Here is a 25,427-nt window from a genome sequence, read left to right on the forward strand (position 1 = left end):
TCCTACAGGGGAATGCGATCTCCTGTAGGAGCAGCCTTGTGCTGCGAATGGAGCGCAAAGCGCTCCCGAAAAACTCAGCGCCCCATCATCTCCCTGACCATCCGCTGCTGCTCCATGACCTCGCGCTGGCGCTGATCGATCTGTGACGCCAGCGGGAAATTGCTCCCCGCACGACGCTTGGCGTAATCCAGCTGCTGGATAGCCTGGTCGAAGTCACCGACCAAGGTGAAGTACTCGGCACGCGCCCGGTGCAAGCCGATGGTGTTACCCGACAACCCCCGCACTTCGGCAACGTCGTACCACACATCCGGATCATCCGGCCGGCTCTTGAGCAGGTCGTTCAGTACTTTTTCCGCTTCAGCTGGCTTGTTCTGCTTCACCAGCAGGTCGGCCCGCACCTGTTTCAGCGGGTAGTTGCCCGGGTACAGCCCCTGCATGCGCTCGGCACGCTGCTGGGCGTCAGCGAGGCGGTTGTTGGTGATGTCCAGGTCGATCTGCGCGAGGTTATAGGTAATGTCGTTGGGCGCTTTGGCCAGCAACGGCTTGAGCAGTTCGCGGGCTTCGTTGAGCTGGCCGCCCTTGATCTGCGCCAGGGCCAGGCCGTAGCGTGCGGCGTCCAGTTTGGGGTCTTCATCCAGCTGGGCGCGGAAGCGCTTGGCGGCAAGGCCTGGGGTGCCTTCGTAGGTGAGGGCCACGCGGGCGCGGATCAACTGGTAGCGCTGGGTGTCTTCGATGCCGCCCTTGGGCGCCTGCTCGGCGCGGTTGCGGGTGTCGGCAACGCGCGACTCGGTAACCGGGTGAGTCAGCAGGAATTCTGGCGGCTTGGCATCGTAGCGGTACTGGCGCGCCAGGCGCTCGAACATGCTTGGCATGTTGCGCGGGTCGTAGCCGGCCTTTTCCAGGTTCTGGATACCGACGCGGTCGGCTTCCTGCTCGTTTTGCCGCGAAAAGCGCCGCTGCTCTTGGATCGCCGCCGCCTGGGTGCCGGCAATCATGCCGATGCCAGCGTCGCCAGCGCCCCCGGCCGCCAGCACGATGCCAGCCAGCAGCGCTGCCATCATGGGCAGTTGCATGCGTTGCTGGGCTTCGACACCACGGGCAAAGTGGCGCTGCGACAAGTGCGCCAGTTCGTGCGCCAGTACCGAGGCGTATTCGCCCTCGGTCTGGGCATTGAGGAACAGGCCGCCGTTGACCCCGACGATGCCCCCAGGGGCGGCGAATGCGTTGAGCTCGCGGCTGTCGATCAGGATGAATTCCAGGCGTCGGTCCTGCAGCTGGCTGGTTTCTGCCAGGCGGTACACGCTGGTTTCGACGTAGTCCTTGAGCTGCGGGTCGTTCAGCTGGTTGACCTGGCCACGCAACAGGCTGAGCCAGGCGCGGCCGAGCTGGTGTTCCTGCTGCGGCGAGACGATCGCAGAGCTGGCATCACCCAGTGATGGCAGGTCGTCAGCATGGCCGGGAAGGGCCATCAGGCAGGCCAGCGTCAACAGGGTAGGGCGCAGTAGATTCATGCACGAAGCTCGCGTCGGGTCAAAGGCCTCTACTGTAGCCCGCTCACACGTTGGCGACCAGTGGCGGTATCCTAGCGGGCCTGTTACCAAAGACGTCTACCCGCGTGTGGAGAACCCCTGATGAGTGACACCCTGACCTGCGACGCCGAACTCGACGCCAGCGGGCTGAACTGCCCACTGCCACTGCTGAAGGCGAAGATGGAACTCAACCGCCTGGCCAGTGGCGCGGTGCTCAAGGTGATTGCCACCGATGCCGGCTCGCAGCGTGACTTCCGCACTTTTGCCAAGCTGGCCGGTCATACGCTGCTGCACGAAACGGCCGAGGCCGGTACCTACACCTACTGGCTGCGCAAGGCCTGAGTCTTAACCAAGGATCGTCAATGTTCAAAGTGCTTCGCGACTGGATGCAGCGCTACTTCTCCGATGAAGAGGCAGTGGTGCTGGCGGTCCTGCTGTTTCTGGCCTTTACCGCGGTACTGACCCTGGGCGGCATGCTCGCGCCGGTGTTGGCGGGGATGGTCCTGGCGTTCCTGATGCAAGGCCTGGTCAACGCCCTGGAGCGTCTGCGCGTGCCTACTCGGCTGGCGGTGGCGGTGGTGTTCGCGCTGTTCATGGGGGCGCTGGCGGTCATCCTGCTGGTGCTGGTGCCGTTGCTCTGGCATCAGCTGATCACCCTCTTCAACGAGTTGCCCGGCATGCTCGGCAAATGGCAGTCGCTGTTGTTGCTGCTGCCTGAGCGCTACCCACACCTGGTGTCGGATGAGCAGGTGTTGCGAGCTATCGAGTCGGTGCGCGGTGAAATCGGCAAGTTTGGCCAATGGGCGCTGACCTTCTCGCTGTCGAGCCTGCCGCTGCTGGTCAACGCCATGATCTACCTGGTGCTGGTGCCGATCCTGGTGTTCTTCTTCCTCAAGGACCGGGAAATGATCGCCCGCTGGGTCAGTGGTTATCTGCCGCGCCAGCGCACACTGTTGAACCGGGTGGGCAGCGAGATGAATCGGCAGATTGCCAACTACATCCGTGGCAAGGGTATCGAGATCCTGATCTGCGGGATTGCCACCTACATCGCCTTCATCAGCCTGGGGCTCAACTATGCCGCGCTGCTGGCGCTGCTGGTGGGCTTGTCGGTGGTGGTGCCTTATGTGGGCGCGGTGGTGGTGACGGTGCCGGTGACGCTGATTGCCTTGTTCCAGTGGGGCTGGGGGGACCAGTTCATCTACCTGATGACGGTGTACGCGATCATTCAGGCACTGGATGGCAACGTGCTGGTGCCGCTGCTGTTTTCCGAGGCGGTCAGCCTGCACCCGGTGGCGATCATCTGCGCGGTGTTGTTGTTTGGTGGGCTCTGGGGCTTTTGGGGGATCTTCTTCGCGATCCCGCTGGCGACGCTGTTCAAGGCCGTGCTGGATGCCTGGCCGCGGCAGGAGCCGAGTGTTTCGCCACTGCTCTGAATGACATTGGGGCCGCTTTGCGGCCCATTCGCAGCACAAGGTTGCCGTTGTAGGAGCAGCCTTGTGCTGCGAATGGGGCGCGAAGCGGCCCCAACCAATCTCAAGCCTTGTTCAAAGCCTGGGCCGCCGCCAAAACGGCCTCCACATGCCCTGGTACCTTCACCCCACGCCATTCCTGGCGCAGCACACCGTCCTTGTCGATCAGGAAGGTGCTGCGGTCCACGCCCATGTATTCCTTGCCATACAGCTTCTTCAGCTTGATCACGTCGAACAGCTGGCACAGGGCCTCGTCCTTGTCGCTGATCAGCTCGAACGGGAAGCCTTGCTTGGCCTTGAAGTTCTCATGCGACTTGATGCCATCGCGCGACACGCCGAACACCACGGTGTTGGCTGCGGCAAAGGCGTCATGCTGGTCGCGGAAACCCTGGCCTTCGGTGGTGCAGCCCGGGGTGCTGTCCTTCGGGTAGAAGTACACCACCACCTGGCGGCCCTTGAGCTCGGCGAGGCTGACCGTCTGGCCGCTGGTGGCCTGGGCCTGGAAATCGGCAACGGGTTGGTCGAGTGCTACGGCCATAGGGGCTTCCTTACACGGGGTTCTGTGGGCGCCAAGGCTCGATCAGCGCATCCAGGTTCAAGGCATCGGCAAAGTCCAGGAACTGGTCACGCAGCCAGCTGATCTGGGTGCCGGCGGGCAGGATCACGGTGAACTGGGCGTTGAGCATGCTGCTGCCGGTTTGTGGCGCCAGGTAGGTGTCGCAGGTCATGGCTTCGAGCTCGACGCGGTGGTCGAGGAAGAACTGGCACAGCTCATTGATGATGTCCGGGCGGTAGGCCGCACTGACATAGGCCACGTAAGGCAGCGCCTGCGGGCGCACCTCCTGGTCGGCGCTGCGCACCACATCGAGGGTCAGGCCGTGCTTTTTGCCCAGGCCCGGCAGGGAAGCTTCAAGACGCGCCAGGGCGTCCCAGCTGCCACCGACCTGCAGCACCAGGGCGCTGGTCTCGCCATGGCGGCTCAGGCGCGAAGTGACGACCGCGCAGCGGTTTTCGAAGGCAGCGCGGCTGAGGACGTTGGCCAGTTCCATGGGGTTTGGGCCCAGGGCACTGATGACAAGGAATTGTTCGCGGACGGTGGGGGTGGACATGCAGCATTCCTAAAGCGATGAGCGGTCGGTGCAGGACAGGCAAAAGCCTCCAGTCGGCAGGGCCCGGGGCTCGCATGCGAGGTCGTGGACGCCGGCGGGGAGCAAGGTCGACGGCCCGGCGGGCCGCGCTGCACCGATCAAAGGGCCAAGGGTAGCGAAATAAGCCGCCGAGGGGAATGCTCCGCCCGCCTGCTTCGCTTGTGCAAGGCCGATGCCCCCAGTACCATTACCGCTCTCTTTTTCCGGCAGGAGCAGTTACATGATTGCGGGCAGTATGGTGGCATTGGTCACTCCCATGGATGCACAAGGGCGTCTTGACTGGGACAGCCTCGGCAAACTTGTAGACTTCCACCTGGAAAACGGCACTCATGCGATCGTCGCCGTCGGCACCACCGGCGAGTCGGCCACCCTGACTGTTGAAGAACACATCGAGGTCATCGAATTTGTTGTCAAACGTGTCAATGGCCGCATCCCGGTCATCGCAGGCACCGGCGCCAACTCCACGTCGGAAGCCGTGCACCTGACCCAGAACGCCAAGAACGCTGGCGCCGATGCCTGCCTGCTGGTCGTGCCGTACTACAACAAGCCGACCCAGGAAGGCTTGTACCAGCACTTCAAGCACATCGCTGAAGCCGTCGACATCCCGCAGATCCTCTACAACGTGCCCGGCCGCACTTCGTGCGACATGCAGGCCGAGACCGTGATCCGCCTGTCGACCGTGCCGAACATCATCGGCATCAAGGAAGCCACCGGCGACCTGGCCCGCGCCAAAGCCATCCTCGATGGCGTCAGCAAGGACTTCATCGTCATGTCCGGCGACGACCCGACCGCTGTCGAGCTGATCCTGCTGGGCGGCAAGGGCAACATCTCCGTGACCGCCAACGTCGCCCCGCGCGAAATGGCCGATCTGTGCGAGGCCGCCCTTGAGGGCAATGCCGAGAAGGCCCGCGCGATCAACGAAAAACTCATGCCGCTGCACAAAGACCTGTTCTGCGAAGCCAACCCTATTCCGGTGAAGTGGGCGCTCGTTGAAATGGGCCTGATGCACAAGGGCATTCGCCTGCCGCTGACCTGGCTGAGCGAAGGCTGTCACGAAAAAGTCCGTACTGCCTTGCGCCAGTCCGGCGTACTGGTTTAATCGAGGAAGTACACCGCATGAAGCGACTGGCTGGTCTTTCCGCCCTTGCCCTGATCATTTCCAGCACCAGCGGTTGCGGCTGGCTGTGGGGCGACGAGGGTTATTTCCGCGACCGCGGCAGCGATTACCTGCAGGCGCACCCGACTGCGCCGATGCAACTGCCGCCGGACGCCAGCAACGTCAAGCGCCTCGACCCGCTGTTGCCTATTCCGCGTAACGTTGCTGATGACCGTGCCACCGGCGAGTTCGAAGTACCGCGCCCGCAGCCCCTGACTGCGGGTGCTGAAGTCAGCGATTTCAGCCTGCAGCGCAGCGGCAACAGCCGTTGGGTCCTGGCCCAGCGCTCGCCCGCCGAAGTTTGGCCGGCAGCCCGTCAGTTCTTTGAAGACAATGGCTTCCGCATTGCTGAAGAGCGCCCACAGACTGGCGAATTCAACACCACCTGGCAGCGTTTCGACGAACTCTCCGCGTCACTCGGTCAGCGCCTGGCGAGCACCGCCAGCAGCGCAGACAGCGAAGTGCGCGTGCGTGTACGCATGGAGCCCGGCGTGCAACGCAACACCTCCGAGGTGTACATCGTCAGCGTCGAGCGCCCGGCCGGCAGCACTGCCGAGCCTGGTTTCCCGTCCTCGTCCAGCAACACTGGCGCCGATGCCCTGCTGGTCGACGAAATGCTTGCCAGCATGAACCGCAGCGCCGAGAAGGGCGGGTCGGTCTCGCTGCTGGCCGCACGCGATTTCGATGCCCCGAGCCGCGTCAGCCTGAGCGAAGACGGCAGCGGCAACCCGGTGCTGTACCTGGGCGCCGACCTGGATCGTGCCTGGTCCAGCGTAGGCCGCGCCTTGGAGCAAGGTGGCGAGTGGCGTGTCGAAGACATCAACCGCAGCTTGGGCCTGTACTACATCAACCTGTCCGAAAAGCCTGACGACAAGCAGAACGAGCCGGGCTTCTTCAGCCGCCTGTTCGGCAGTGCGCCGTCCAAGGAAGAGCGTGAAGCCCGTGCCGAACGCTACCAGGTGCGCCTGAGCAAGGTCGGTGAAAGCGTGCAGGTAACGGTCGAGAAAAACATCAACACCGTGGCTCCGGCCGATGTCGCCCGCCGCGTGCTGAGCGCCATTCAGGACCACCTGGGTTAAGTGCGCTTCGCGGTACTCGGAAGCGGCAGCCAGGGAAACGGCACGCTGATCGCCAGTGGTGACACGCTCATCCTGGTCGATTGCGGGTTTTCCCTGCGTGAAACCGAGCGGCGCCTGGCGCTGCTCGGGGTCAGCGCAGCACAGCTTAGCGCCGTGCTGGTCACCCACGAACATGCCGACCACGTGCATGGGGTGGGGTTGCTGTCGCGGCGCTACAATGTACCGGTCTACCTCAGCCAAGGGACCTTGCGCGGCCTGCGCAAGCCGGTGGAGGTGGCCGGTTTTCTCGCGTGTGGCGACAGCCTGCGCATCGGTGGCCTGGAGGTGACGGCGGCGCGCGTCGAACACGACGCCTACGAGCCGTTGCAGTACGTGTTCAGCGACGGCCGACGGCGTTTCGGCATGCTCACCGACCTGGGCTCGTACGATGCGTTGTTGCTGGAGCGCTACCAAGGCCTGGATGCCTTGTTGATCGAGGCTAACCACTGCCGTGACCTGCTGGCGCGCGGGCACTACCCGGCCTTCTTGAAGCTGCGGGTGGGTGGCGCGCAAGGGCATTTGAACAATCACCAGGCTGCGCGCCTGGTGGACGAGTTGGGCTGGAGCAACCTGCAACACCTGGTGCTGGCCCACCTCAGCAGCAAGAACAACCTGCCACAACTGGCCCGCCAGTGCTTCGTCGACACCCTTGGGTGCGACCCGGACTGGCTTCAGGTGGCGAATCAGGAACACGGGCTCGACTGGCGCGAAATCGCCTAGCCCAACTACTCAAGCAAGCGGAGCCCATCATGGAAAAACGCGAAGAACTTTACCGCGGCAAGGCCAAATCGGTTTACAAGACCGACGACGCCGACCGCTTGATCCTGCTGTTCCGCAACGACACCTCGGCGTTCGACGGCAAGCGCATTGAACAGCTCGACCGCAAAGGCATGGTGAACAACAAGTTCAACGCCTTCATCATGCAAAAGCTCGAAGAAGCCGGCGTGCCGACCCAGTTCGACAAGCTGCTGGGCGACAACGAGTGCCTGGTGAAGAAGCTCGACATGATCCCAGTCGAGTGCGTGGTGCGTAACTACGCCGCGGGCAGCCTGGTCAAGCGCCTGGGCGTGGAGGAGGGCATCAAGCTGGAGCCGTCCACCTTCGAACTGTTCCTGAAGAACGACGAGAAGGGCGACCCCTTCATCAACGAATCCCACGTTGTCGCGTTCGGCTGGGGCACCGCCGAGCAGCTGGTCGAGATGAAAAAGCTGTCGCTGAAAGTCAACGAAGTGCTGAACAAGCTGTTCGATGACGCCGGCCTGCTGCTGGTCGACTTCAAGCTGGAGTTCGGCGTCTTCCACGGCCAGATCGTCCTGGGCGACGAATTCAGCCCAGACGGCTGCCGCCTGTGGGACAAAGAAACCCGCAAGAAGATGGACAAGGACCGCTTCCGTCAGGGCCTGGGCGACGTCATCGAAGCCTACGAAGAAGTTGCCAAGCGCCTGGGCGTGCCGCTGTAAGCGGCCCGTTCACGCAAGCGCCTGATACCACGCGAATTTTTTTGAAATAAAGGTTTGCGTTTCAGAAATTCGCTGGTATGATGCGCGCCATTGGAGAGATGCCGGAGTGGTCGAACGGGACGGATTCGAAATCCGTTGTACTGGCAACAGTACCTAGGGTTCAAATCCCTATCTCTCCGCCATACATGTGGTAGATGAAGCCCCTGAAAACGACGAGTTTTCAGGGGCTTTTTCGTTCGTCTCTAATACGCCCCTCTGGTCGCCTGGTCGGGGTCATAAAAGATGTCACCTTGGTCTAGGCGGCATCTTTTACGCTAGATGCTTATCAAGCGGCCTAACCGTTAACTCCACTCCCAGGGCAAGCATGAGCTTTTGAATTGTAGCGAAACGAGTCTTGTCGCCACCTTTGAGTGTTTTATAAAGAGATTCTCGGTTTACCCCGGCATCCTGAGCGAACTGGTTCACGCCCCTTGCTTTCGCCACTTCTCCCATGGCGTGCATCAAGACCTGAGCGTCGTTAGCCTTCATCGCTTCAGCTAGAAACGCGGCAATGGTTTCAGGGCTATCAAGGAACCGAGAGGCTTCGAAAGGCTTGGTATTGCTCAAATCTAGATCGAGGATTGGCATCTCGTCGTGATGGGCTGTGTTACTCATGATTTTTACCTCGCAGGGCGTCAAGAATTTCCTTCGCTCGTTTAATGCTTCTGGATTGAGCCGTCTTATCACTGCCGTAGAGCATCAGGTAGCGGGTTGTGCCTGTACGCACGTAGTAGTGAGATAGCCATCTTGATGATGGCGCCTTGGCGGAGAGGTTCGATGCCTTCGTTGCCTGTCCCTAATGCTTCATCAACCCCAGCTCCGCATCATCAAGCAGCGCTTTGGCCATCGCGCTCAGGTAATGCGAAGCCCAGATCAACTTCTGATCGCCCTCCATCAACCCCGTCAGGGTCATGTCGCGTACATAGCCCAACAGCTCGGATGCCTGTTCGCGGGCGCTTTGGCAGCAGATGCCTGGCTCGATGCGAAAGAGTGGGTGGGTTTGGTTTTCGCCTTGGTAGAACGTTGTCAGGCCGACCGTGGTGGGCGGCTTTGGAGGGGCTGTAGTCGTCATTTAACTCCCTGGAATCTTTAGTGCCGGGTCTGGCCTCTTCGCGGGTGAACCCGCTCCCACAGGTATGGAGAAGAGCCCTGTGGGAGCGGGCTTGCCCGCGAAGAGGCCGGACCTGGCTATGCAGCTACTCGAACGTTCAATGCACCGTGCCCGGCGCTGCGGGGATGTGCGGCTGCATCTGCAATTGCATCAATGCGGACTCAACCAGGCTTTGTACTGCCTCCATCTCGTGGATGACTGCCTGCATCACGATCGAGTTGGGGGAGGTGGGCTTGAGTTGCACTGATTGGCGGGCTACAGACAGGGCACAGAGGACGTACTCTGTGGATTGAATCAGGGTGTCCTGCAATATCTGCGAGGAATCGAGGGAGTAGGGCGGATCGGGGACTATCTTGCGCATGAAAGCTCCTTGGGTAAGTGGAGCTGCCTGGCAACGCTGTCAAACGAATGGAGGCAGCTATACACAGGTTGACAGACCGGTACCCAAGCAACCCGGCGCACACGAATGTGCCCTATGTACAGCCGCCATGAAGCGCTGCAGCGGAAACTTGGGTTGTCGGCCTGTCAAAGCCAGTCGTTGATTTGGCAACGACACGGCGAGACTAGAGCGCGACCCAAGCACTAGCAACAGTTTGAGCGGCTCGGGAGTATGTTTGGGAAATGGACTACAAGATAGGGGAAAAAACTGAAGGTTGGCTGTAGGGCGGAAAGCTGAGGCCGATAGGATTCGCCCGATCAGGTGGTTCTGATAGCAAAATCTACTGATAGATAGTAATTTTAGCTAGACTTAGCTATCTATTGCTATAGCTCCATCTGAGAGGTGGCCCATGGACCCGTACCGCAACCCTTTCGCACCTGGCGCAGGCAGCCGGCCCCCCGAGTTGGCTGGGCGGGATGTAGTGCTGGAGCATGCCCGAATAGCTTGTGGTCGAGCAGTCAATGGCCGGAGTGCAAGGTCCATGATGCTTCTCGGCTTGAGAGGCACCGGCAAGACTGTACTGCTGAACGAAGTCGGGAAAATCGCAGAGGACGAGGGCTTGCTGGTATCCAAAGTCGAGTCTCCGGAAGAAGAGAGCCTGGCTCGTCTGCTTTATCCAGAAATGCGTAAGGTCATGAGGTCACTCTCGACTGTAGAAGCCGCCAAGCAGATCGCCCATCGAGGTCTGAAAGGTCTTCGGGGTTTTGCCTCTATCTTCAAAATCGATATTGCCGGTGTGGAGGTTGGGGTAGAGCCAGAACCGGGGTTGGCCGACAGTGGCAACCTTCAATACGATTTGCCAGACCTCTTCAACGTTATCGGGCGGGCTGCAAAGGCTGCAGGCAAAGGCTGGATATTGCTGATCGATGAGGTGCAGTACCTGTCAGAGGCGGACCTGCGCGCATTGATTGTTTCGATGCATCGTATGTCTCAAGAAGGCCTGCCCGTGCTACTGGTCGGAGCCGGCCTGCCTCAGGTGGCGCGCCTTGCTGGCGAGGCAAAGTCTTATGCCGAGCGGCTGTTTCTCTATCCCGAAATCAATGCACTGGATGCAGAAGCTGCCGCACAAGCAGTACTAAAGCCAATCGTGGACGAGGAGGCATCTATTGCAGAAGCCGCATTACAGGAGATTGTCGTCCGTACCAAGGGGTATCCGTTCTTTTTGCAAGAATGGGCCTCTACTGCGTGGAACTGTGCTGAAGGCCCAGAAATTTCACTAGAAGATGTAGTCCATTCATACTCTGAAACGTTGGCTTTGCTCGATGCAGGTTTTTTCAGGGTCCGGATAGATCAGTTGACCCCAGGGGAAGTGCTATTCGTCAAAGCCATGTCGGAGCTTGGTAATGGGCCTTATGCCGTGAGTGATATCGCGAAGGCACTGGGTCGATCCCAATCATCCTTGGGGCCGACCAGAGCTAAGGTTATCTCCAAAGGCATGGCCTACAGTACCGATCATGGTTTCCTGGATTTCACCGTGCCACTTTTTGCGGAGTACATGCGGCGTCAGGGTTGAACGGTGGCAAGTGCCCAGTTCGATCAGCCGTGAGCTGCGCAGCAGCCCCGGCTATCTCGAATCCAAATGACAACCCTCAGCGCATCGCCGCCAGCTTGATCCCGAACCCAACCAGGCAAACCCCCGCCAACCGCTCGAACAGGTTGGCAATCCGTGGGTTCGCGCGCATGCGTTCGGCCAGCTTGTGGGTCAATACCACCGCAATCAGCCCATACAGGAACGTCACCACCGCCACGGTCGCCGCCAGAAAGCCAAAGGTCAGCAACCCCTGGTGCTTCACCGGGTCGACGAACAGCGGGAAAAACGCCATGTAGAACATGATCGCCTTGGGGTTGAGCAAGGTGATCATCATCGTCTGGCGCAAGTAGTGGCCGTTGTCCATGCGGCTTGCACGCGGGGCGCCGCCGGGTTTGCTCAGCACCATGCGCAGGCCCAGGTAGGCCAGGTACGCAGCACCCGCCCATTGCACCACGTGGAAGGCGGCAGGGTAGGCGGCAAGTAAGGTGGCAACGCCGGCCACGGCCAGCCACAGCAGCACCTGGTCACCCAGGATTACCCCGAAGGTCGCCGCCAAACCGGCCTTGATGCCACCCTTGCCCGTGGCCGTGATCAAGGCAAAGTTGCCCGGGCCAGGGATGGCCAGGACGATGATGAAGGCGATGACGAAGGCGCCGTAGTCGGTAACACCCAGCATGGGGGGAACTCCTGTAATAGTGCAGGTGCAAGGCATAACTACAGACTATCTTCCTCGGCGGCTTACTTTTCAACTGTCCATTAATGCTACAAGTATGCGACGCATTTTTACATCGCAGCCCGTGCGACTTGGATCCAATGCCTTGGTTCTGTATGATCCGGGCGCCATCAGTACGATGGCCGACGATTCATTTAAAGGACTTAGTATGAAAAAGCTGTTGAAAGCCACTGTTGCCGTTGCTGTCGTTTCGGGCGTTGCCCTGCTGTCCGGCTGCACTGGTCAAGTCTACAACCAGCAGAAGAACTGCTCGTACGACTACCTGTTCCACCCTTCGGTTTCCATCTCCAAGGTCATCGGTGGCTGCGGCCCGATCGATAAACTGCCTCAGCCGCAGTAATCTTGGCGATACCCTGATCGCGACGCTTGCGGCGTGATCCAAGGACCCCGGTCATGCAGATGCCCGGGGTCTTTTGTTTAAGGGGTCACCAGCGCAACGAAACGGTACCGAGCAAGGTCCGCTCTTCACCCCAGTAGCAACGCCCGGCGTTGTTGCAGCCTGCTACATACTCTTTGTCGAACAGGTTGCGGGCATTGACCTCGACTGACCAATTTTCGTCGAGGGTATACCCCACCTTGGCATCCACCAGCGTGACATCACCGGTATCGAGCTTGCCGTACAGGCTCGCCGGGGTATAAGCGAAGGTGCTGTCGAAGTGACGCACGCCACCGCCGATCTGCAGCCCCTTCAACAGCCCGTCACGAAAACGGTAGGTGCTCCACACCGATGCCTGGTTGCGCGGCACGCCGGTCATCTGGTGGTCTTCATACAGCGAGCCCGCCACGTCCTTGGTTATGCGCGAATCGGTGTAGGTGTAGGCCGCGGTGAGGTTGAGGTTTTCGCTCAGGTCGCTGTTGAGCTCCAGTTCCACACCCTTGGCGCGGCTGGCGCCGATCTGGCGGTAGTCGCCGACGCTTGAGTCGAACAGCACATCGTCCTTCTTGCGCAGGTCGTACACCGACGCGGTAAAGGCGGTGTTCCAGCCCTTGGGCTCGTACTTGATACCCACTTCATACTGTTCGCTGGTGGTCGGGTCCAGCGGGCCGCTCCTGCTCTCGGTCTGCTGGGTGGGGGCAAAGGCGGTGGAATAGCTGAAGTACGGCGACAGGCCGTTTTCGAACTGGTACATCACCCCGGTCTGCCAGGTGAACTTGCTGTCCCAGCTGTCCATGTCGACTGGCGGGTTGCCGACCTTGTTGCGGAACTGGCTGTTGACCCGGTCCAGGCGCCCGCCGAGCAGCAAAACCCAGTTGTCGACCTTGGTTTGCAGCTGGCTGTAGAGGCCGTACATGGTTTGATCGAGCAAGGCGTTCTGCACATGCAGGGGCGTGCTTGGTTTGCCGGTCCAGACCGGGTTGAACACGTTGATGGTGCCGCCGTTGCCGGCGTCCCAATCCTGGTTGAACGAGGTGCGGTCAAGGCTCGCCCCCAGCAGCAGGGTGTGTTCGAACGCACCGCTGTCGAAGTGGCCTTCGAACTGGTTGTCCAGCGAGTAGGCGATGGACTTGTTGTATCGGTCGTAGGCAGTGTTGCCTAAGGTGGTGCCGAAGCCGCCGTTGTTCAGGCTGCCTGGCCACATCTCCTGGCGGTCGATGCGCGACTGCATATAGCGCGAGTTCTGGCGGAACTGCCAGGTGTCGTTGAAGCGGTGGCTGAACTCATAGCCCAGGCTCCAGGTTTCGCGTTCGAAGTTGTCCCAGTCCGGGTTGCCGGACAGCTGGTCCTTGTCGATCTTGCCGTTGGGGTTGTGCAGCAAGGTGCCGGCCGCGGGGTAGCCCAACTCCATCAAGGTGCGGTCGCGCTGGTAGGTGGCCAGCACGGTCAGGCTGTTGAACTCGTCGAAGTTCAGGGTCAGCGATGGGGCGATGTAGAGGCGGTCATCAGGCTGGTGATCGACCTGGGTATCGGCGTTGCGGCCCATCATTACCAGGCGGCCAAGCACATTGCCTTCATCGTTCAACGGGCCGGAGACGTCGACACCCAGTTGGCGGCGGTTGTGCGAGCCATAGCTCAGTTGCACTTCGCCGCGGGCCTCGGCGGTCGGCCGTTTGCTGACCAGGTTGACCACGCCACCAGGGGCGTTCTCGCCGTACAGGATCGAGGTCGGGCCGCGGAACACTTCCACGCGCTCGAGGCCATAGGGTTCGCTGCTGGTGTCGTAACGGTTGCCTTGCACCCGCAGGCCATCGCGCAGCAGGCCGTAGCCATAGTCGGTGGCGTTGAAGCCACGGATGAAGAACAGGTCGCCGGCCTGGCCGTCACCGCCGGCAAAGGGTGGGGAGAAAACGCCCGGTACATAGCCGAGCACTTCGGTGAGGGTCTGCGATTGCTGGTCGTCCATGCGCTGGCGTGTCACCACCGAGACCGAGCGCGGGGTGTCGGCGAGGGCGCTGCTGGTCTTGCTGGCCGTGGCGCTGGAGACGGCACGGTAGCCCGTGTCGCCCTGGCCATTGCTGGCAGCCAGGGTGGCGGCGTTGATGGCGGTGGCATCCAGTTGCAAGGCGTTGCCGTCTTCGACCGGTTGCAGCACATAGCCGCTGCTGCCTTGCGGTACAGCCTGCAGGCCGCTGCCTTGCAGCAGACGGGCCAGCCCTTGGGTGACGCTGTAGCGGCCTTGCAGGCCCTGGCTGGTTTTACCGGCGGCCAATGCGTTGCTGCCGGCCAGGTAGATGCCGGCCTGGCTGCTGAACTGGTTGAGGGCGCTGGTCAGTGAGCCCGGGGCGATGTTGAAGGCAGTCTCGGCATTGATCGCTTGTTCGGCGTGCGCCAAGGTCGCCGGCAGCATCAGCGGTGCAGCGGCACAAAGGGAAAGCGGGGCGGCAAGCGCCAGGCGAAAGGCGGGGTGGAGGGGCGTCGGCATGCTGGTCCCTGAGGTCGATACGGTCAGTTGAGGGAGGTTGTGAGGGGTTAACCGAACGAGATTGGGAAAAGGGAACCGGTTGGTGCGGTTTTTTTGCATGAAGATTGTGGGGTGTATGGCGCTACAAACCTATCGGCAACCACCAGCCCCACTCCTCACGCCGGCTCGACGCTCACCCACCAGGGCGTCAGCCTTTGCACACGAACCGGCAGCGCCGCCTGCAGCAGGTCGAGTGCGCGGTCGGTATCGTTGAGCGGAAAAGCCCCCATCACCGACAGCTGTGCCACCGACGGGTGCCAGCCCAGGTGGCCATGGCGATAGCGGCCCAGCGTCTGCAACAGCTGCGCCAGGGGCATGTCCTCGGCATTCAGGCGCTGATGAATCCACGACTCGCCCGCGCTCTGCGCCGGGCGCGGCGCGCTGATGCCCTGGGCGGTGAAGACCACCTGCTGCCCGGCCTGGACAATAAGGCGCTCGGCCCGCTGCGCAGTGCACACTTCGACCGCACCGGCGTACACGTCCAGCCGCGTGGTCTCGCCCTGCTGGCACACCGCAAAACGGGTACCCAGGGCTTGCATGCGACCTTGCGCGGTGTCGACAAAAAATGGCCGGCGCGAGTCGGCGGCGGTTTCCACCAGGATTTCGCCAAAACGTAACGTGAGCACGCGGCTCAGCGCAGAGAACTCCAGGTCCACTGCACTCTGGGCGCCCAGCCACAGCTGGCTGCCGTCGGCCAGGCGGGTTTTCCGGGTTTCACCAATGCCGGTGGCAAGGTCGGCACCCCAGCCCGGCAGTGGCGCACCCCGCCAGGCCTGCCAGCCGAGCAGCGAGCTGGCGCCGAGCACCAGCAACGTCTTGAGCCCGGTGCGCCGGCTGAAGCGGCGCGGGTCGTGCTCGCGCAGGGCCCGGCCCGCGGCAGTGCCTTCGGCCTGCAAAGGCGCGAAGCGCTGGCCGACACGTTGCACGTAGTGCCAGGCTGCGCGGTGGTCGCCGTGCTGGTCGAGCCAGTGTTGCCACTGGTGGTGCACCTGCGGGCCGGCGTCCTCGTCCTGCAGTTGCACGTACCAGTGCGCGGCTTCCTGCAAACTGGCGTGGCTGAGTTTCTGTGTGGGTGTGCTCATGGCGTCATTCCACCAGCACGCCGTCGAGTTCGGCTTCAAGGATGGCGCAGTGCAAAAAGGCCTGCGCCAGGTACTTCTTGATCATGCGTTCGCTGACGCCAATGTGCGCGGCGATATCGCGGTAGGCCAGGCCATCGAGTTGTGCCAGCAGAAACGCCTGGCGCACCTTGCCGGGCAAGCGCAACAGCATCGCGTCCACCTCGTGCAGGGTTTCGACGATGATCGCTCGCTGCTCGGGGGAGGGCTGCACGGCTTCGGGCTGCAACGCCAGCTGTTGCAGCCAGGCATGTTCCAGCCGCTGGCGCCGCCAGTGGTCCACGCACAGGCCACGGGCGATGGTGGCCAGGTAGGAGCGTTCAGCACGTTCCCCGTCGAACTGGCGCGGGCGGTTGAGGATGCGCAGGAATGTGTCCTGAACCAGGTCGGCAGCATCGCAACGGCTGCCCAGGCGCCGGTACAAAAAGCCAAGCAACCAGCGCGAATGGCTGTGGTACAGGGTATGGATCGAGGTGTTCAACTCAGGTATCGAAACCACGGCGGCATCCGGCGCGAGCGCGTACTGGTGCGAATGAGAAATGATCGCAATAGTAGGGGTGACGGAAGAATACTGCAATCGCTGTCGAATATTCCCGCGTGGCTGGGACAACCTGTCGCCTTGACGCGCGGCCCCTCAATTTGTTTGTGCTGGCAATTCAGATACAATCGGAAAAACGTTTCAGCGATGGCGGGTCAATTCGACCATCGGCTGGGCGTTCACTGTTTCTCTTGGCTGCTGACTCCAATGATCAATAACAAGCGCGCGCTGAAGGACAGAACGACACGAGGCCCCGCCTAGGCCTCCCTTACGTGCTAACCATTGGGATTGATCAATGTTCAAGAAAGCTGGCAAGACCTTGCTGGGTCTGGCTGTCGCGGCGAGCGTCATGCAAGCGCACGCGGTAGAAACCAAGAAAGTCGACGTGCTGCTGGTCGGCGGCGGCATCATGAGTTCCACCCTGGCGGTCTGGCTGCACGAGCTGGAGCCGAGCTGGTCGATGGAAATGGTCGAACGCCTGGACGGTGTCGCCGAAGAAAGCTCCAACGGCTGGAACAACGCCGGTACCGGCCACTCCGCGCTGGCCGAGCTGAACTACACCCCGGAAGACAAAGACGGCAACGTCAACATCACCAAGGCCATCGAAATCAACGAAGCCTTCCAGATCTCCCGCCAGTTCTGGTCGTGGCAGGTGCGTCAGGGCGTGTTGAAGAACCCGCATTCGTTCATCAACAGCACCCCGCATATGAGCTTCGTCTGGGGCGATGACAACATCAAGTTCCTCAAGAAGCGTTATGACGCGCTGCAGGCCAGCCCGCTGTTCCGCCCGATGCAGTATTCCGAGGACCACGCGCAGATCGCCAAGTGGGTCCCGCTGATGATGGAAGGCCGCGACCCTAACCAGAAGCTGGCCGTGACCTGGACGCCGATCGGCACCGACGTCAACTTCGGCGAGATCACCCGCCAGTTCGTTGGCCACCTGAAGACCCAGGACAAGTTCGACCTGAAGCTGTCCAGCGAAGTGCAGGACATCACCCGCAACAAGGACGGCTCCTGGCACGTCGAGTACAAGAACCTGAAGGACGGTACCGAATCGGCCACCGACGCCAAGTTCCTGTTCATCGGTGCCGGCGGCGGCGCGCTGAAGCTGCTGCAGAAGTCGGGCATCCCTGAGGCCAAGGAATACGCCGGCTTCCCGGTGGGCGGCTCGTTCCTGGTGACCGAGAACCCAACCGTTGCCATGCAGCACATGGCCAAGGCCTACGGCATCGCCTCGACTGGCGCGCCACCCATGTCGGTACCGCACCTGGACACCCGCGTGCTGGACGGCAAGCGCGTGATCCTGTTCGGGCCATTCGCGACCTTCTCGACCAAGTTCCTGAAGAACGGCTCGTACCTCGACCTGCTGGGCAGCACCACGCTGCACAACGTGTGGCCGATGACCAAGGTCGGTATCGAACAGTACCCGCTGGTGGAGTACCTCGCGGGCCAGCTGATGCTGTCTGACGACGACCGCTTCGAAGCCCTGCGCACCTACTTCCCGAACGCCAAGAAAGAAGATTGGCGCCTGTGGCAGGCGGGCCAGCGCGTGCAGATCATCAAGCGTGATGCCGAGAAAGGCGGCGTGCTGAAGCTGGGTACCGAAGTCGTGGCCTCCGAGGACCGCACCATTGCCGGCCTGCTGGGTGCCTCGCCAGGTGCTTCGACTGCTGCGCCGATCATGCTGAACGTGCTCGAAACCGTGTTCAAAGAGAAGGTGGCGACGCCTGAGTGGCAAGCCAAGATCAAAGAGATCGTGCCGAGCTACGGTACCAAGCTGAATGATTCGGCAGCCGCCACGCAGAAAGAGTGGAACTACACCGCTGAAGTGCTGCAGTTGGAGAAGCCGCCCGTGATCGATGCCAGCGTCGATTTCGGTGCTGCGCCAGGCAAAGCGGTTGAAAGCAAGCCTGAGAACGACATGGCGCTGTAAGCGACACTGTTGTGAACGAAAGCCACGGGGGTGACCTCGTGGCTTTTTTATTGCCTGTACCGGCCTCTTCGCGGGTGAACCCGCTCCCACAGGTTAAGCACACTACCTGTGGGAGCGGGTTCACCCGCGAAAGGGCCGGCACAGAAAGCCGCTGATCGGAAACCCTGGCGCGAGCCAATAAAAACATATTTTGATGCTTAAATTAATCTTGTCAGTCGATCCCTTCCAGGAGGGTGCCGTCATGAACCTCAAGATTGCTGCCTTACTGCTGCTAGCGCTGTGCGCACAGCCGGCATGGAGCCAGAGTTACTCAACCGCTACCCCCGCCGCCAAACCCGCCCAAGCCGGTGCACTGACCACGCGCCTGGCCCTGCGCGACCTGTGGGTCGAGCACATTTTCTGGGTCCGCAACTACGCCGTGGCCAACCAGGCCGGCAATGCCAAGCAAGCCGCAGTCGCCGCCAACGAAGTGGTCGCCGATGCCACCCGCATCGCCAACAGCATTGCGCCGTTGTACGGCCAGACGGCAGCCGACCAGTTGCTCAAACTGCTTGCCGGCCACTGGGGCGCCATCAAGCATTACAGTGACGCCACCGTGGGTAAGGACAAAAAAGGCCAGCAGGCCGCTGTCGATGACCTGACCAGTAACGCCAAGGCGCTTGCAGCGTTCCTGGCCAAGGCCAACCCCAACCTGCCCGAGCAGACCCTGATCACGATGCTCGGCGCCCATGGCGGCCATCATATTGCGCAGATCGACCAGCTTGCCGCTGGCGACTATGCCGGTGAGGCACGCACCTGGGGGATGATGCGCGAGCATATCCTGGCACTGGCGGACGCCTTGACGGCGGCGCTGGTCAAGCAGTTCCCGGACAAGTTCTGATGCTCGAAGGGCTTGGCCGTACCCAACAGGACCTGCTCCATGCATTGCTGCATCAGCCGGCTGGCATGAGCATCGACGACCTGGCGCAGGCCCTGGCCATCACCCGCACCGCGGTGCGTCAGCACCTGGCCGCACTGGAGCGTGACGGCCTGGTGATGCGCGGTGCCACCCGGCCTACCGGGCGCCGCCCGGAGCAACTGCACCAGCTCACCGAGCATGCCCGCGAGCTGTTCCCGCGGCAGTATCCGCTGTTGGCCAATCTGTTGATCGATGAAGTGGCGGGCATCATCGGCCATGACGCCTTGCAGGTGCTGATGCGCCAGTTGGGGCGCAAGCTGGCGGCAGACCTGGAGCGGCAGGTGGTGGATGAAGCGCGCATCGTTCAGCACATGAACACGGCCGGGTATGAGGCCGAGGTGTTCTTTCGCTCAGCCGGGGAGCCGCAGATCGTGGCGCACAATTGCGTGTTCCATCACCTGGCCAAGGCGCACCCGGTGGTGTGCGAGCTGGACCTGGCGTTGATCGGGGCGTTGGGGGGCGGCGAGGTGAGCCATGAAGAATGCATGCTGAGGGGAGGGCAGGTGTGCAGGTTTGCGCTGCGTAAGGAACAGACTTGATGCTGATAGTGCGGGCCTCTTCGCGGGTAAACCCGCTCCCACACGGTCCTCACTGACCTCAAAGGCAGTGCTGTACCTGTAGGAGCGGGCTTGCCCGCGAAGAGGCCCGCACAGCAATCACTGCTGCCGCAGAATGCACGCCAGTAACCCAGGGAACCGTTCGTCGAGCATTTCGCTGCGCAACGAGTTCATGTGGGTCGTGCCGACATTACGCGTATGCACCAACCCCGCATCGCGCAACACGCGAAAATGGTGCGACATGCTCGACTTCGGCCGGCCGCCGTCCAGCTCGCCGCAGCTGGCCTCCGCCACGCCCGCCAAGTGGCGCACGATCTCCATGCGCACGGGGTCGCTCAAGGCGTAAAGCAGGCGCTCGAGTATCAGGTCTTCAGGGTTGGGATGTTTGTAGGCTCGCATGGTCGACATGATAACGGGCCTTTCAATTATTGCCATAGTTCGATTATGATCGAACTATCGTATTCAGATGAACCCGGAGTCCCTCATGTCCGCATTGTTCGAACCCTATACCCTCAAAGACGTCACCCTGCGCAACCGCATCGCCATTCCGCCCATGTGCCAGTACATGGCCGAGGACGGCATGGTCAATGATTGGCACCACGTCCACCTGGCCGGCTTGGCCCGGGGTGGTGCTGGCCTGGTGGTGGTCGAAGCCACTGCAGTCGCGCCAGAAGGGCGCATTACCCCCGGCTGCGCCGGTATCTGGAGCGACGCCCATGCCCAAGCGTTCGTGCCGATGGTGCAGGCGATCAAAGCAGCAGGCTCAGTGCCGGGCATCCAGATTGCCCATGCCGGGCGCAAGGCCAGCGCCAACCGCCCGTGGGAAGGTGACGACCACATCGCCGCCGACGATGCCCGCGGCTGGCAGACCATCGCCCCGTCGGCCATCGCCTTCGGCGCTCACTTGCCGAAAGTACCGCGCGAAATGACCTTGGACGACATTGCCCGGGTCAAGCAGGACTTCGTCGACGGCGCACGCCGTGCGCGCGAGGCGGGCTTTGAGTGGATCGAGCTGCACTTTGCCCACGGTTACCTGGGCCAAAGCTTCTTCTCCGAGCATTCCAACCAGCGTACCGACACCTACGGTGGCAGCTTCGAGAACCGCAGCCGCTTCTTGCTGGAAACCCTGGCAGCCGTGCGTGAGGTGTGGCCGGAGAACCTGCCGCTGACCGCCCGCTTTGGTGTGCTGGAATATGACGGTCGCGATGAGCAGACCTTGGACGAGTCCATCGAGTTGGCCCGGATGTTCAAAGCCGGTGGCCTGGACCTGCTGAGTGTCAGCGTCGGCTTCACCATCCCTGAGACGAACATCCCGTGGGGCCCGGCGTTCATGGGGCCGATTGCCGAGCGCGTACGCCGCGAGGCCGGCCTGCCGGTGACGTCGGCGTGGGGCTTTGGTACGCCGCAGCTGGCTGAAGGCGCGCTGAAAGCCAATCAGCTCGACCTGGTGTCGGTAGGGCGTGCGCACCTGGCGGACCCGCACTGGGCGTACTTCGCGGCCAAGGAGTTGGGGGTGGATAAAGCGTCGTGGACCTTGCCGGCGCCTTATGCGCACTGGCTTGAGCGTTATCGCTGAGTTGCTGATTATTCAGTAGCCTGGGCCGGCCTCTTCGCGGGGCAAGCCCGCTCCCACAGGTAACCGCCAACCTCAAGGCCAGCGGAGTACCTGTGGGAGCGGGCTTGCCCCGCGAAGAGGCCGGCCCTGATCAAAACCGATCCAACCGATAGGCCTCCATCTGCAGCCCTCTTTCCTGGTCGGCAAGCCGCCCCACCCATTCGGCCGTCACCGCCGCCTGGGTCAACCCCAGGTGCTGATGCCCGAACGCAAGCATCACCCGTCCCTCGCACACCTGGTCGATCACCGGCAATGAATCCGGCAAGGACGGCCTGAAACCCATCCACGGCGTCGCCCCTTCGGCATCGAGATCTTGCTGGAACAAGCCCTTGCTCAGCCTATGCAGCTGCCATGCCCGCTGCATGCTAGGCGGCGCATCGAGCCCGGCGAATTCCACCGTGCCGGCCAGCCGTAACCCGTCGGCCATCGGCGTCATGATGAACTTGCGCTCCAGCGAGGTGACGGCAAAGGGCAGCCGTTGATGTTCACCCGGCAACATCAGGTGGTAGCCACGTTCGGTGTCCAGCGGCACCCGCTTGCCGGTAAGGGCCGCAGTGAGTTTGGCCGAATGCGCGCCGCAACTGATCAGCACCTGGCGTGCAGTGAACGTGCCTTGGTCGCTGGCCAGGCTGACGCCGCTGCCGTGCAGGTGCCCACCGTCGACGTGCGCCTGGACGAAGCGAACCCCACTGGCCTTGGCCGCTTCGAACAGCTCGCAGACCACGCGGTACGGGTCGATGAAATGCCCGGTACGGGGGAAAAACAGCCCGCCCAGGATCGAGCGGCTCAACTGAGGCGCCGTTGCCCGTACGCTGTCGGCCGACCAGTACTCCGCCGGCACCGCCTGCTGCTGCATGCGCGCCTGCAAGGCCGCCAGTGCCTGGCGCGATTCGTTGCGTTCGAACACCAGCAACGACCCCTCTTCCTTGAACAGATCGCTGCGCCCAATCGAGCCGAGCAACCGCTGCCAGGCCGCCAGGCTGCCTTCGTTCAGCGCACGGATGCCAGCCACGCTGCGCTGAAACGACGCGGGCCGCAGGTTGAGCAGCAAGCGGGTGAACCAGGGCATGGCCTTGGGCAGGTACTTCCAGTCCAGGCGCAGCGGGCCCATCGGGTCCATCAGCATGCTGGGCAGGCGTTTGAGAATCGACAAGTCGGCAATCGGGAACACCTGCTCGGTGGCCAGGTGCCCGGCGTTGCCGAACGAGGCGCCGTGGCCAGGTGGCTCGCGGTCGATCAGCAGCACCCGACGGCCTTGCCTTGCCAGTTGCAGGGCACAGGCGACGCCGACGATGCCGGCGCCGACCACAGCGATATCAGTTTCAGCAGCGTTGAGCGGCTCGACCATTGTTCAGCCTTCCCGCTTGCCGTCGAGCAACCGGCGCAGTTGCAGCGGGTTGCCGTGGCGCAAGGCCTCTGGCAGCAGCCCGTCTGGGAAGTCTTGGTAGCACACCGGGCGCAGGAAGCGCAGGATCGCCGCCGTGCCCACCGACGTGGTGCGGGCATCGGAAGTAGCCGGGAATGGCCCGCCATGGACCATCGCATCGCACACCTCGACCCCGGTCGGCCACCCGTTGACCAGGATGCGCCCGGCCTTGCGTTCCAAGGTCGGCAACAGCGCGCGGGCACTGTCGATGTCGGCCTCGTCCAGTTGTAGCGTCGCGGTCAGTTGGCCTTCCAGGTGCTCGGCCACCTGGCGCACCTGCGCGTCGCTGTCGCACGCCACCACCAGTGAGGCAGCGCCGAAGACCTCGGCTTGCAGCGCCGGGTCGGTCAGAAACGCGCTGGCCTGGGTCACGAACAACTGGGCCTGGCACTGGTTAGGGCCTTGCGCCGGTTGACCGCTGGCGGCGACGTGGGCGTTGTTGTTCTCGGCCAATGCGCCAACGCCCGTTTCATAAGCGCTGAAAATACCGGGGGTGAGCATGGTTTGTGCGGCTGCACGTTGCACCTGCTCGCTGGCGGCGTCGACGAAGCGTTGCAGCGCCGGCCCTTGGCGGGCGATCACCAGGCCAGGGTTGGTGCAGAACTGCCCGGCGCCTTGGGTCAGCGAAGCGACGAACCCTTGCGCCAGTGCTTCGCCGCGACGCTGCAGGGCGGCGTCAAACAGGAACACCGGGTTGATCGAACTCATCTCGGCGTACACCGGGATAGGCTCTGGGCGGGCCTGCGCGGCGTGGCACAGGGCGATGCCGCCGCTGCGCGAGCCGGTAAAACCGACGGCCTTGATGCGCGGGTCGCTGACCAGCGCGATGCCCACTTCACGGCCCGCGCCGTACAACAACGAAAACACGCCTTCAGGCAGGCCGCAGTGCTTCACGGCGTGCGCCACTGCCTGGCCCACCAGCTCGCTGGTGCCAGGGTGGGCGCCGTGGGCCTTGACCACCACCGGGCAACCCGCGGCCAGTGCCGAAGCCGTGTCGCCGCCGGCCACCGAGAAGGCCAGGGGGAAGTTGCTGGCGCCAAACACCGCTACCGGCCCCAGGGCCACCTGGCGCTGGCGCAGGTCGGGGCGCGGCAGGGGCTGGCGCTCGGGCAGGGCATTGTCGACCCGCACGTCCAGCCATTCGCCGGCACGTACCACACGGGCGAACGTGCGCAGTTGCGTGCAGGTGCGGCCGCGTTCGCCTTGGATGCGTGCCTTGGGCAGGCCCGTCTCGGCGACGGCGCGGTCGATCAGTGCATCGCCCAGGGCCTCGATCTGTTCGGCGATGGTTTCAAGAAAGTGTGCCCGTTGTTCGAGCGAGGTCTCGCGGTATTCATCGAGCGCCGCCCAGGCCAGTGCGCAGGCCTGGGCCACGTGTTCGCCGGTGCCGCCGAGGTAGGCGGGTTCGAGCGCTTGGCCGGTGGCCGGGTCGATGGCGCGGATGGCGTCGCGGCTGCCGGTTACCGGCGTTTGGCCAATCAGCAGGTTGCCTGTCAGGGGCATAGAGCCTCCTTTGGAGTCGGATTCAGGTGCAAGGGTGTAGCGCATACCCTGTGGGAGATCCCCCAGCGGCATTGTGGGAGCGGGCTTGTCCCGCGAAGGGGCCGCGGTGCATGGCACCGGCTTTGCCGGTGTTCGCGGGGCAAGCCCGCTCCCACGGTTACGCCCACAGTGATCAGGCGACGTTTTGCTCGGCCGACCAGTTGGCGTACCACTGGCGGAACAGCGCGTATTGCTGTTCGGCGTAGTTGCGCTGGGCATCGGTCAGGGCGTCGGTCTCGTTGAAGTGCAGGCTGTACTCGCGGTCGCCGTTGAGCACCATCAGGTGCTTGTAATACAGCACCAGGTCGCAGCCTTCATCGAACGAGGACAACACCGCCAGCGCCGCTTCCAGTTCACGGGCCAGGCGCCGGGCCTTGGCATCACCTTTGGCAGCCTGCTTGCTCAGGCTCACCAGTTGCAGCACTTCACGGGGCAGTGCGTTGCCGATGCCGGTGATGGCACCGGTGGCATTGCAGTTGACGAAGCCATGCACCACTTGGGTGTCGACGCCGACCATCAGGGTCACGTCATCGTCCTTGGAGGTGATGTGCTCGGCGGCGTAGCGCAGGTCGGCGCCACCGCCAAATTCCTTGAAGCCGATCAGGTTCGGGTACTCGCGGCGCAGCTCGAAGAACAGGTCGGCGCGGGTGGCAAAGCCGTAGTACGGGCTGTTGTAGATGACTGCCGGCAGTTTCGGCGCGGCGGCCAGGATGGCCGAGAAGTGGTGCTTCTGGGCGACCAACGAAGCGCCGCGGGACAGTACACGGGGGATCACCATCAGGCCGGCCGCGCCAACTTCGGCGGCATGGGCCGCGTGGGAAACCGCTTCACGGGTATTCACCGCACCGGTGCCGACAATGGTCGGGATGCCGGCAGCCACCAGGCGCGCCACGCCTTCCTGGCGTTCGGCCTCGGTCAGCAGCGGCCAGTCGCCCATCGAGCCGCAGTACACCACGGCGCTCATGCCGGCTTCGATCAGCTCGCGGCCTTTGCGTACCAGGGCATCGAAGTCCGGTTTGCGCGCGGCGGTGCAGGGGGTCATCAGGGCAGGCATGCAGCCGGTGAAGATGTTGTCGCTCATGGGTGTCACTCCTTGCAGTATTCAGT

The 25,427-nt window shown here is 62.6% G+C and carries 26 protein-coding genes, 1 tRNA gene and 1 pseudogene; 13 read left to right on the forward strand and 15 right to left on the reverse strand.

Translation table 11 applies throughout. The features are described 5' to 3' along the window. Positions 1 to 74: 74 nt before the first annotated feature. Positions 75 to 1,511 (reverse strand): M48 family metalloprotease, encoded by a 1,437-nt coding sequence (locus GIB19_RS07915; RefSeq protein ID WP_027594653.1) that lies wholly within the window; start codon positions 1,509 to 1,511, stop codon positions 75 to 77. A gap of 120 nt (positions 1,512 to 1,631) precedes the next feature. On the opposite strand from GIB19_RS07915, the gene GIB19_RS07920 reads away from it, so the two are divergent. Beyond that, positions 1,632 to 1,871, forward strand: coding sequence for a sulfurtransferase TusA family protein (locus GIB19_RS07920; protein WP_027594652.1), 240 nt, complete (start codon positions 1,632 to 1,634; stop codon positions 1,869 to 1,871). Between the two features lie 20 nt (positions 1,872 to 1,891). Further along, positions 1,892 to 2,962, forward strand: a complete 1,071-nt coding sequence (locus tag GIB19_RS07925; RefSeq protein WP_027594651.1) for an AI-2E family transporter — start codon at positions 1,892 to 1,894, stop codon at positions 2,960 to 2,962. Positions 2,963 to 3,062: 100 nt separating this feature from the next. Here the strand turns inward: GIB19_RS07925 and GIB19_RS07930 are convergent, their stop codons facing one another. Together GIB19_RS07930 and GIB19_RS07935 are read right to left on the reverse strand one after the other, a co-directional pair. Then, positions 3,063 to 3,536 carry a peroxiredoxin gene (locus GIB19_RS07930; RefSeq protein ID WP_027594650.1) on the reverse strand — a complete coding sequence of 158 codons (474 nt, stop codon included), beginning with the start codon at positions 3,534 to 3,536 and terminating at the stop codon, positions 3,063 to 3,065. A gap of 10 nt (positions 3,537 to 3,546) precedes the next feature. Further along, positions 3,547 to 4,107, reverse strand: a complete 561-nt coding sequence (locus tag GIB19_RS07935; RefSeq protein ID WP_027594649.1) for a glycine cleavage system protein R — start codon at positions 4,105 to 4,107, stop codon at positions 3,547 to 3,549. A gap of 259 nt (positions 4,108 to 4,366) precedes the next feature. On the opposite strand from GIB19_RS07935, the gene dapA reads away from it, so the two are divergent. From dapA to GIB19_RS07960, 5 genes are all read left to right on the forward strand, one after another. Further along, complete coding sequence (gene dapA, locus GIB19_RS07940; protein ID WP_099430204.1) at positions 4,367 to 5,245, forward strand: 4-hydroxy-tetrahydrodipicolinate synthase; 879 nt, start codon at positions 4,367 to 4,369, stop codon at positions 5,243 to 5,245. 17 nt (positions 5,246 to 5,262) lie between these two features. Then, on the forward strand, positions 5,263 to 6,381 hold the full coding sequence (gene bamC, locus GIB19_RS07945) for an outer membrane protein assembly factor BamC (protein WP_027594647.1): 1,119 nt from the start codon (positions 5,263 to 5,265) through the stop codon (positions 6,379 to 6,381). Next, complete coding sequence (locus GIB19_RS07950) at positions 6,382 to 7,140, forward strand: MBL fold metallo-hydrolase (RefSeq protein WP_027594646.1); 759 nt, start codon at positions 6,382 to 6,384, stop codon at positions 7,138 to 7,140. A gap of 29 nt (positions 7,141 to 7,169) precedes the next feature. Continuing rightward, complete coding sequence (gene purC, locus GIB19_RS07955; protein ID WP_008097517.1) at positions 7,170 to 7,880, forward strand: phosphoribosylaminoimidazolesuccinocarboxamide synthase; 711 nt, start codon at positions 7,170 to 7,172, stop codon at positions 7,878 to 7,880. Positions 7,881 to 7,972: 92 nt separating this feature from the next. Beyond that, positions 7,973 to 8,062, forward strand: a tRNA-Ser gene (locus tag GIB19_RS07960). 127 nt (positions 8,063 to 8,189) lie between these two features. On the opposite strand, the gene GIB19_RS07965 is transcribed toward GIB19_RS07960, so the two are convergent. The 4 genes and pseudogenes from GIB19_RS07965 to GIB19_RS07980 form a co-directional block, all read right to left on the reverse strand. Further along, a complete protein-coding gene (locus GIB19_RS07965) occupies positions 8,190 to 8,534 on the reverse strand; it encodes an addiction module antidote protein (RefSeq protein WP_274885134.1) in 345 nt (114 codons plus the stop codon). Beyond that, positions 8,527 to 8,652, reverse strand: a pseudogene (locus GIB19_RS07970) (type II toxin-antitoxin system RelE/ParE family toxin); the annotation flags it as partial. The gene GIB19_RS07965 and the pseudogene GIB19_RS07970, both read right to left, overlap by 8 nt. Positions 8,653 to 8,715: 63 nt before the next feature. Further along, a complete protein-coding gene (locus GIB19_RS07975) occupies positions 8,716 to 8,991 on the reverse strand; it encodes a DUF3077 domain-containing protein (RefSeq protein WP_274885135.1) in 276 nt (91 codons plus the stop codon). Positions 8,992 to 9,127: 136 nt separating this feature from the next. Next, the gene (locus GIB19_RS07980; protein ID WP_274885136.1) at positions 9,128 to 9,391 is read right to left on the reverse strand and encodes a hypothetical protein; all 264 of its coding nucleotides are present in this window, start codon (positions 9,389 to 9,391) and stop codon (positions 9,128 to 9,130) included. 427 nt (positions 9,392 to 9,818) lie between these two features. On the opposite strand from GIB19_RS07980, the gene GIB19_RS07985 reads away from it, so the two are divergent. Then, on the forward strand, positions 9,819 to 10,982 hold the full coding sequence (locus GIB19_RS07985) for an ATP-binding protein (protein ID WP_274885137.1): 1,164 nt from the start codon (positions 9,819 to 9,821) through the stop codon (positions 10,980 to 10,982). A gap of 76 nt (positions 10,983 to 11,058) precedes the next feature. Here the strand turns inward: GIB19_RS07985 and GIB19_RS07990 are convergent, their stop codons facing one another. Next, positions 11,059 to 11,676, reverse strand: coding sequence for a LysE family transporter (locus tag GIB19_RS07990; protein ID WP_027594642.1), 618 nt, complete (start codon positions 11,674 to 11,676; stop codon positions 11,059 to 11,061). Between the two features lie 205 nt (positions 11,677 to 11,881). Between GIB19_RS07990 and GIB19_RS07995 the strand changes: the two genes are divergently transcribed. Next, entirely contained in the window at positions 11,882 to 12,073 is a 192-nt protein-coding gene (locus GIB19_RS07995; RefSeq protein WP_027594641.1) for a DUF4223 family protein, read from the forward strand. 85 nt (positions 12,074 to 12,158) lie between these two features. On the opposite strand, the gene GIB19_RS08000 is transcribed toward GIB19_RS07995, so the two are convergent. From GIB19_RS08000 to GIB19_RS08010, 3 genes are all read right to left on the reverse strand, one after another. Further along, a complete protein-coding gene (locus GIB19_RS08000; protein WP_274885138.1) occupies positions 12,159 to 14,594 on the reverse strand; it encodes a TonB-dependent siderophore receptor in 2,436 nt (811 codons plus the stop codon). 155 nt (positions 14,595 to 14,749) lie between these two features. Beyond that, positions 14,750 to 15,715 carry a FecR domain-containing protein gene (locus tag GIB19_RS08005; protein WP_274885139.1) on the reverse strand — a complete coding sequence of 322 codons (966 nt, stop codon included), beginning with the start codon at positions 15,713 to 15,715 and terminating at the stop codon, positions 14,750 to 14,752. Positions 15,716 to 15,719: 4 nt separating this feature from the next. Further along, the gene (locus GIB19_RS08010) at positions 15,720 to 16,250 is read right to left on the reverse strand and encodes a sigma-70 family RNA polymerase sigma factor (protein ID WP_099430197.1); all 531 of its coding nucleotides are present in this window, start codon (positions 16,248 to 16,250) and stop codon (positions 15,720 to 15,722) included. 334 nt (positions 16,251 to 16,584) lie between these two features. Here GIB19_RS08010 and mqo point away from each other — a divergent pair, with 334 nt between their 5' ends. The 3 genes from mqo to GIB19_RS08025 all read left to right on the forward strand — a co-directional run bounded on the left by mqo (position 16,585) and on the right by GIB19_RS08025 (position 19,719). Continuing rightward, positions 16,585 to 18,222 (forward strand): malate dehydrogenase (quinone), encoded by a 1,638-nt coding sequence (gene mqo / locus GIB19_RS08015; RefSeq protein WP_027594638.1) that lies wholly within the window; start codon positions 16,585 to 16,587, stop codon positions 18,220 to 18,222. Between the two features lie 241 nt (positions 18,223 to 18,463). After that, positions 18,464 to 19,102: a hypothetical protein gene (locus GIB19_RS08020; RefSeq protein ID WP_085272427.1), complete on the forward strand. Its 639-nt coding sequence runs from the start codon at positions 18,464 to 18,466 to the stop codon at positions 19,100 to 19,102. After that, positions 19,102 to 19,719, forward strand: coding sequence for a helix-turn-helix transcriptional regulator (locus GIB19_RS08025; protein ID WP_274885140.1), 618 nt, complete (start codon positions 19,102 to 19,104; stop codon positions 19,717 to 19,719). The genes GIB19_RS08020 and GIB19_RS08025 overlap by 1 nt, the downstream gene beginning before the upstream one ends. 117 nt (positions 19,720 to 19,836) lie before the next feature. Here the strand turns inward: GIB19_RS08025 and GIB19_RS08030 are convergent, their stop codons facing one another. Then, positions 19,837 to 20,172, reverse strand: coding sequence for an ArsR/SmtB family transcription factor (locus tag GIB19_RS08030; RefSeq protein ID WP_027594635.1), 336 nt, complete (start codon positions 20,170 to 20,172; stop codon positions 19,837 to 19,839). Between the two features lie 49 nt (positions 20,173 to 20,221). Between GIB19_RS08030 and xenA the strand changes: the two genes are divergently transcribed. Then, complete coding sequence (xenA, locus tag GIB19_RS08035) at positions 20,222 to 21,313, forward strand: NADH:flavin oxidoreductase/NADH oxidase (protein WP_238215882.1); 1,092 nt, start codon at positions 20,222 to 20,224, stop codon at positions 21,311 to 21,313. A gap of 130 nt (positions 21,314 to 21,443) precedes the next feature. Here the strand turns inward: xenA and GIB19_RS08040 are convergent, their stop codons facing one another. The 3 genes from GIB19_RS08040 to GIB19_RS08050 all read right to left on the reverse strand — a co-directional run bounded on the left by GIB19_RS08040 (position 21,444) and on the right by GIB19_RS08050 (position 25,401). Further along, the gene (locus GIB19_RS08040; RefSeq protein ID WP_274885141.1) at positions 21,444 to 22,700 is read right to left on the reverse strand and encodes an NAD(P)/FAD-dependent oxidoreductase; all 1,257 of its coding nucleotides are present in this window, start codon (positions 22,698 to 22,700) and stop codon (positions 21,444 to 21,446) included. A gap of 3 nt (positions 22,701 to 22,703) precedes the next feature. Next, complete coding sequence (locus tag GIB19_RS08045; protein WP_274885142.1) at positions 22,704 to 24,281, reverse strand: aldehyde dehydrogenase (NADP(+)); 1,578 nt, start codon at positions 24,279 to 24,281, stop codon at positions 22,704 to 22,706. A gap of 172 nt (positions 24,282 to 24,453) precedes the next feature. Continuing rightward, positions 24,454 to 25,401 (reverse strand): dihydrodipicolinate synthase family protein, encoded by a 948-nt coding sequence (locus GIB19_RS08050; RefSeq protein WP_274885143.1) that lies wholly within the window; start codon positions 25,399 to 25,401, stop codon positions 24,454 to 24,456. Positions 25,402 to 25,427 lie beyond the last annotated feature (26 nt).

The sequence above is a fragment of the Pseudomonas sp. ITEM 17296 genome, from assembly GCF_028895205.1.
GTDB classification, from domain to species: Bacteria; Pseudomonadota; Gammaproteobacteria; order Pseudomonadales; family Pseudomonadaceae; genus Aquipseudomonas; species Aquipseudomonas kermanshahensis.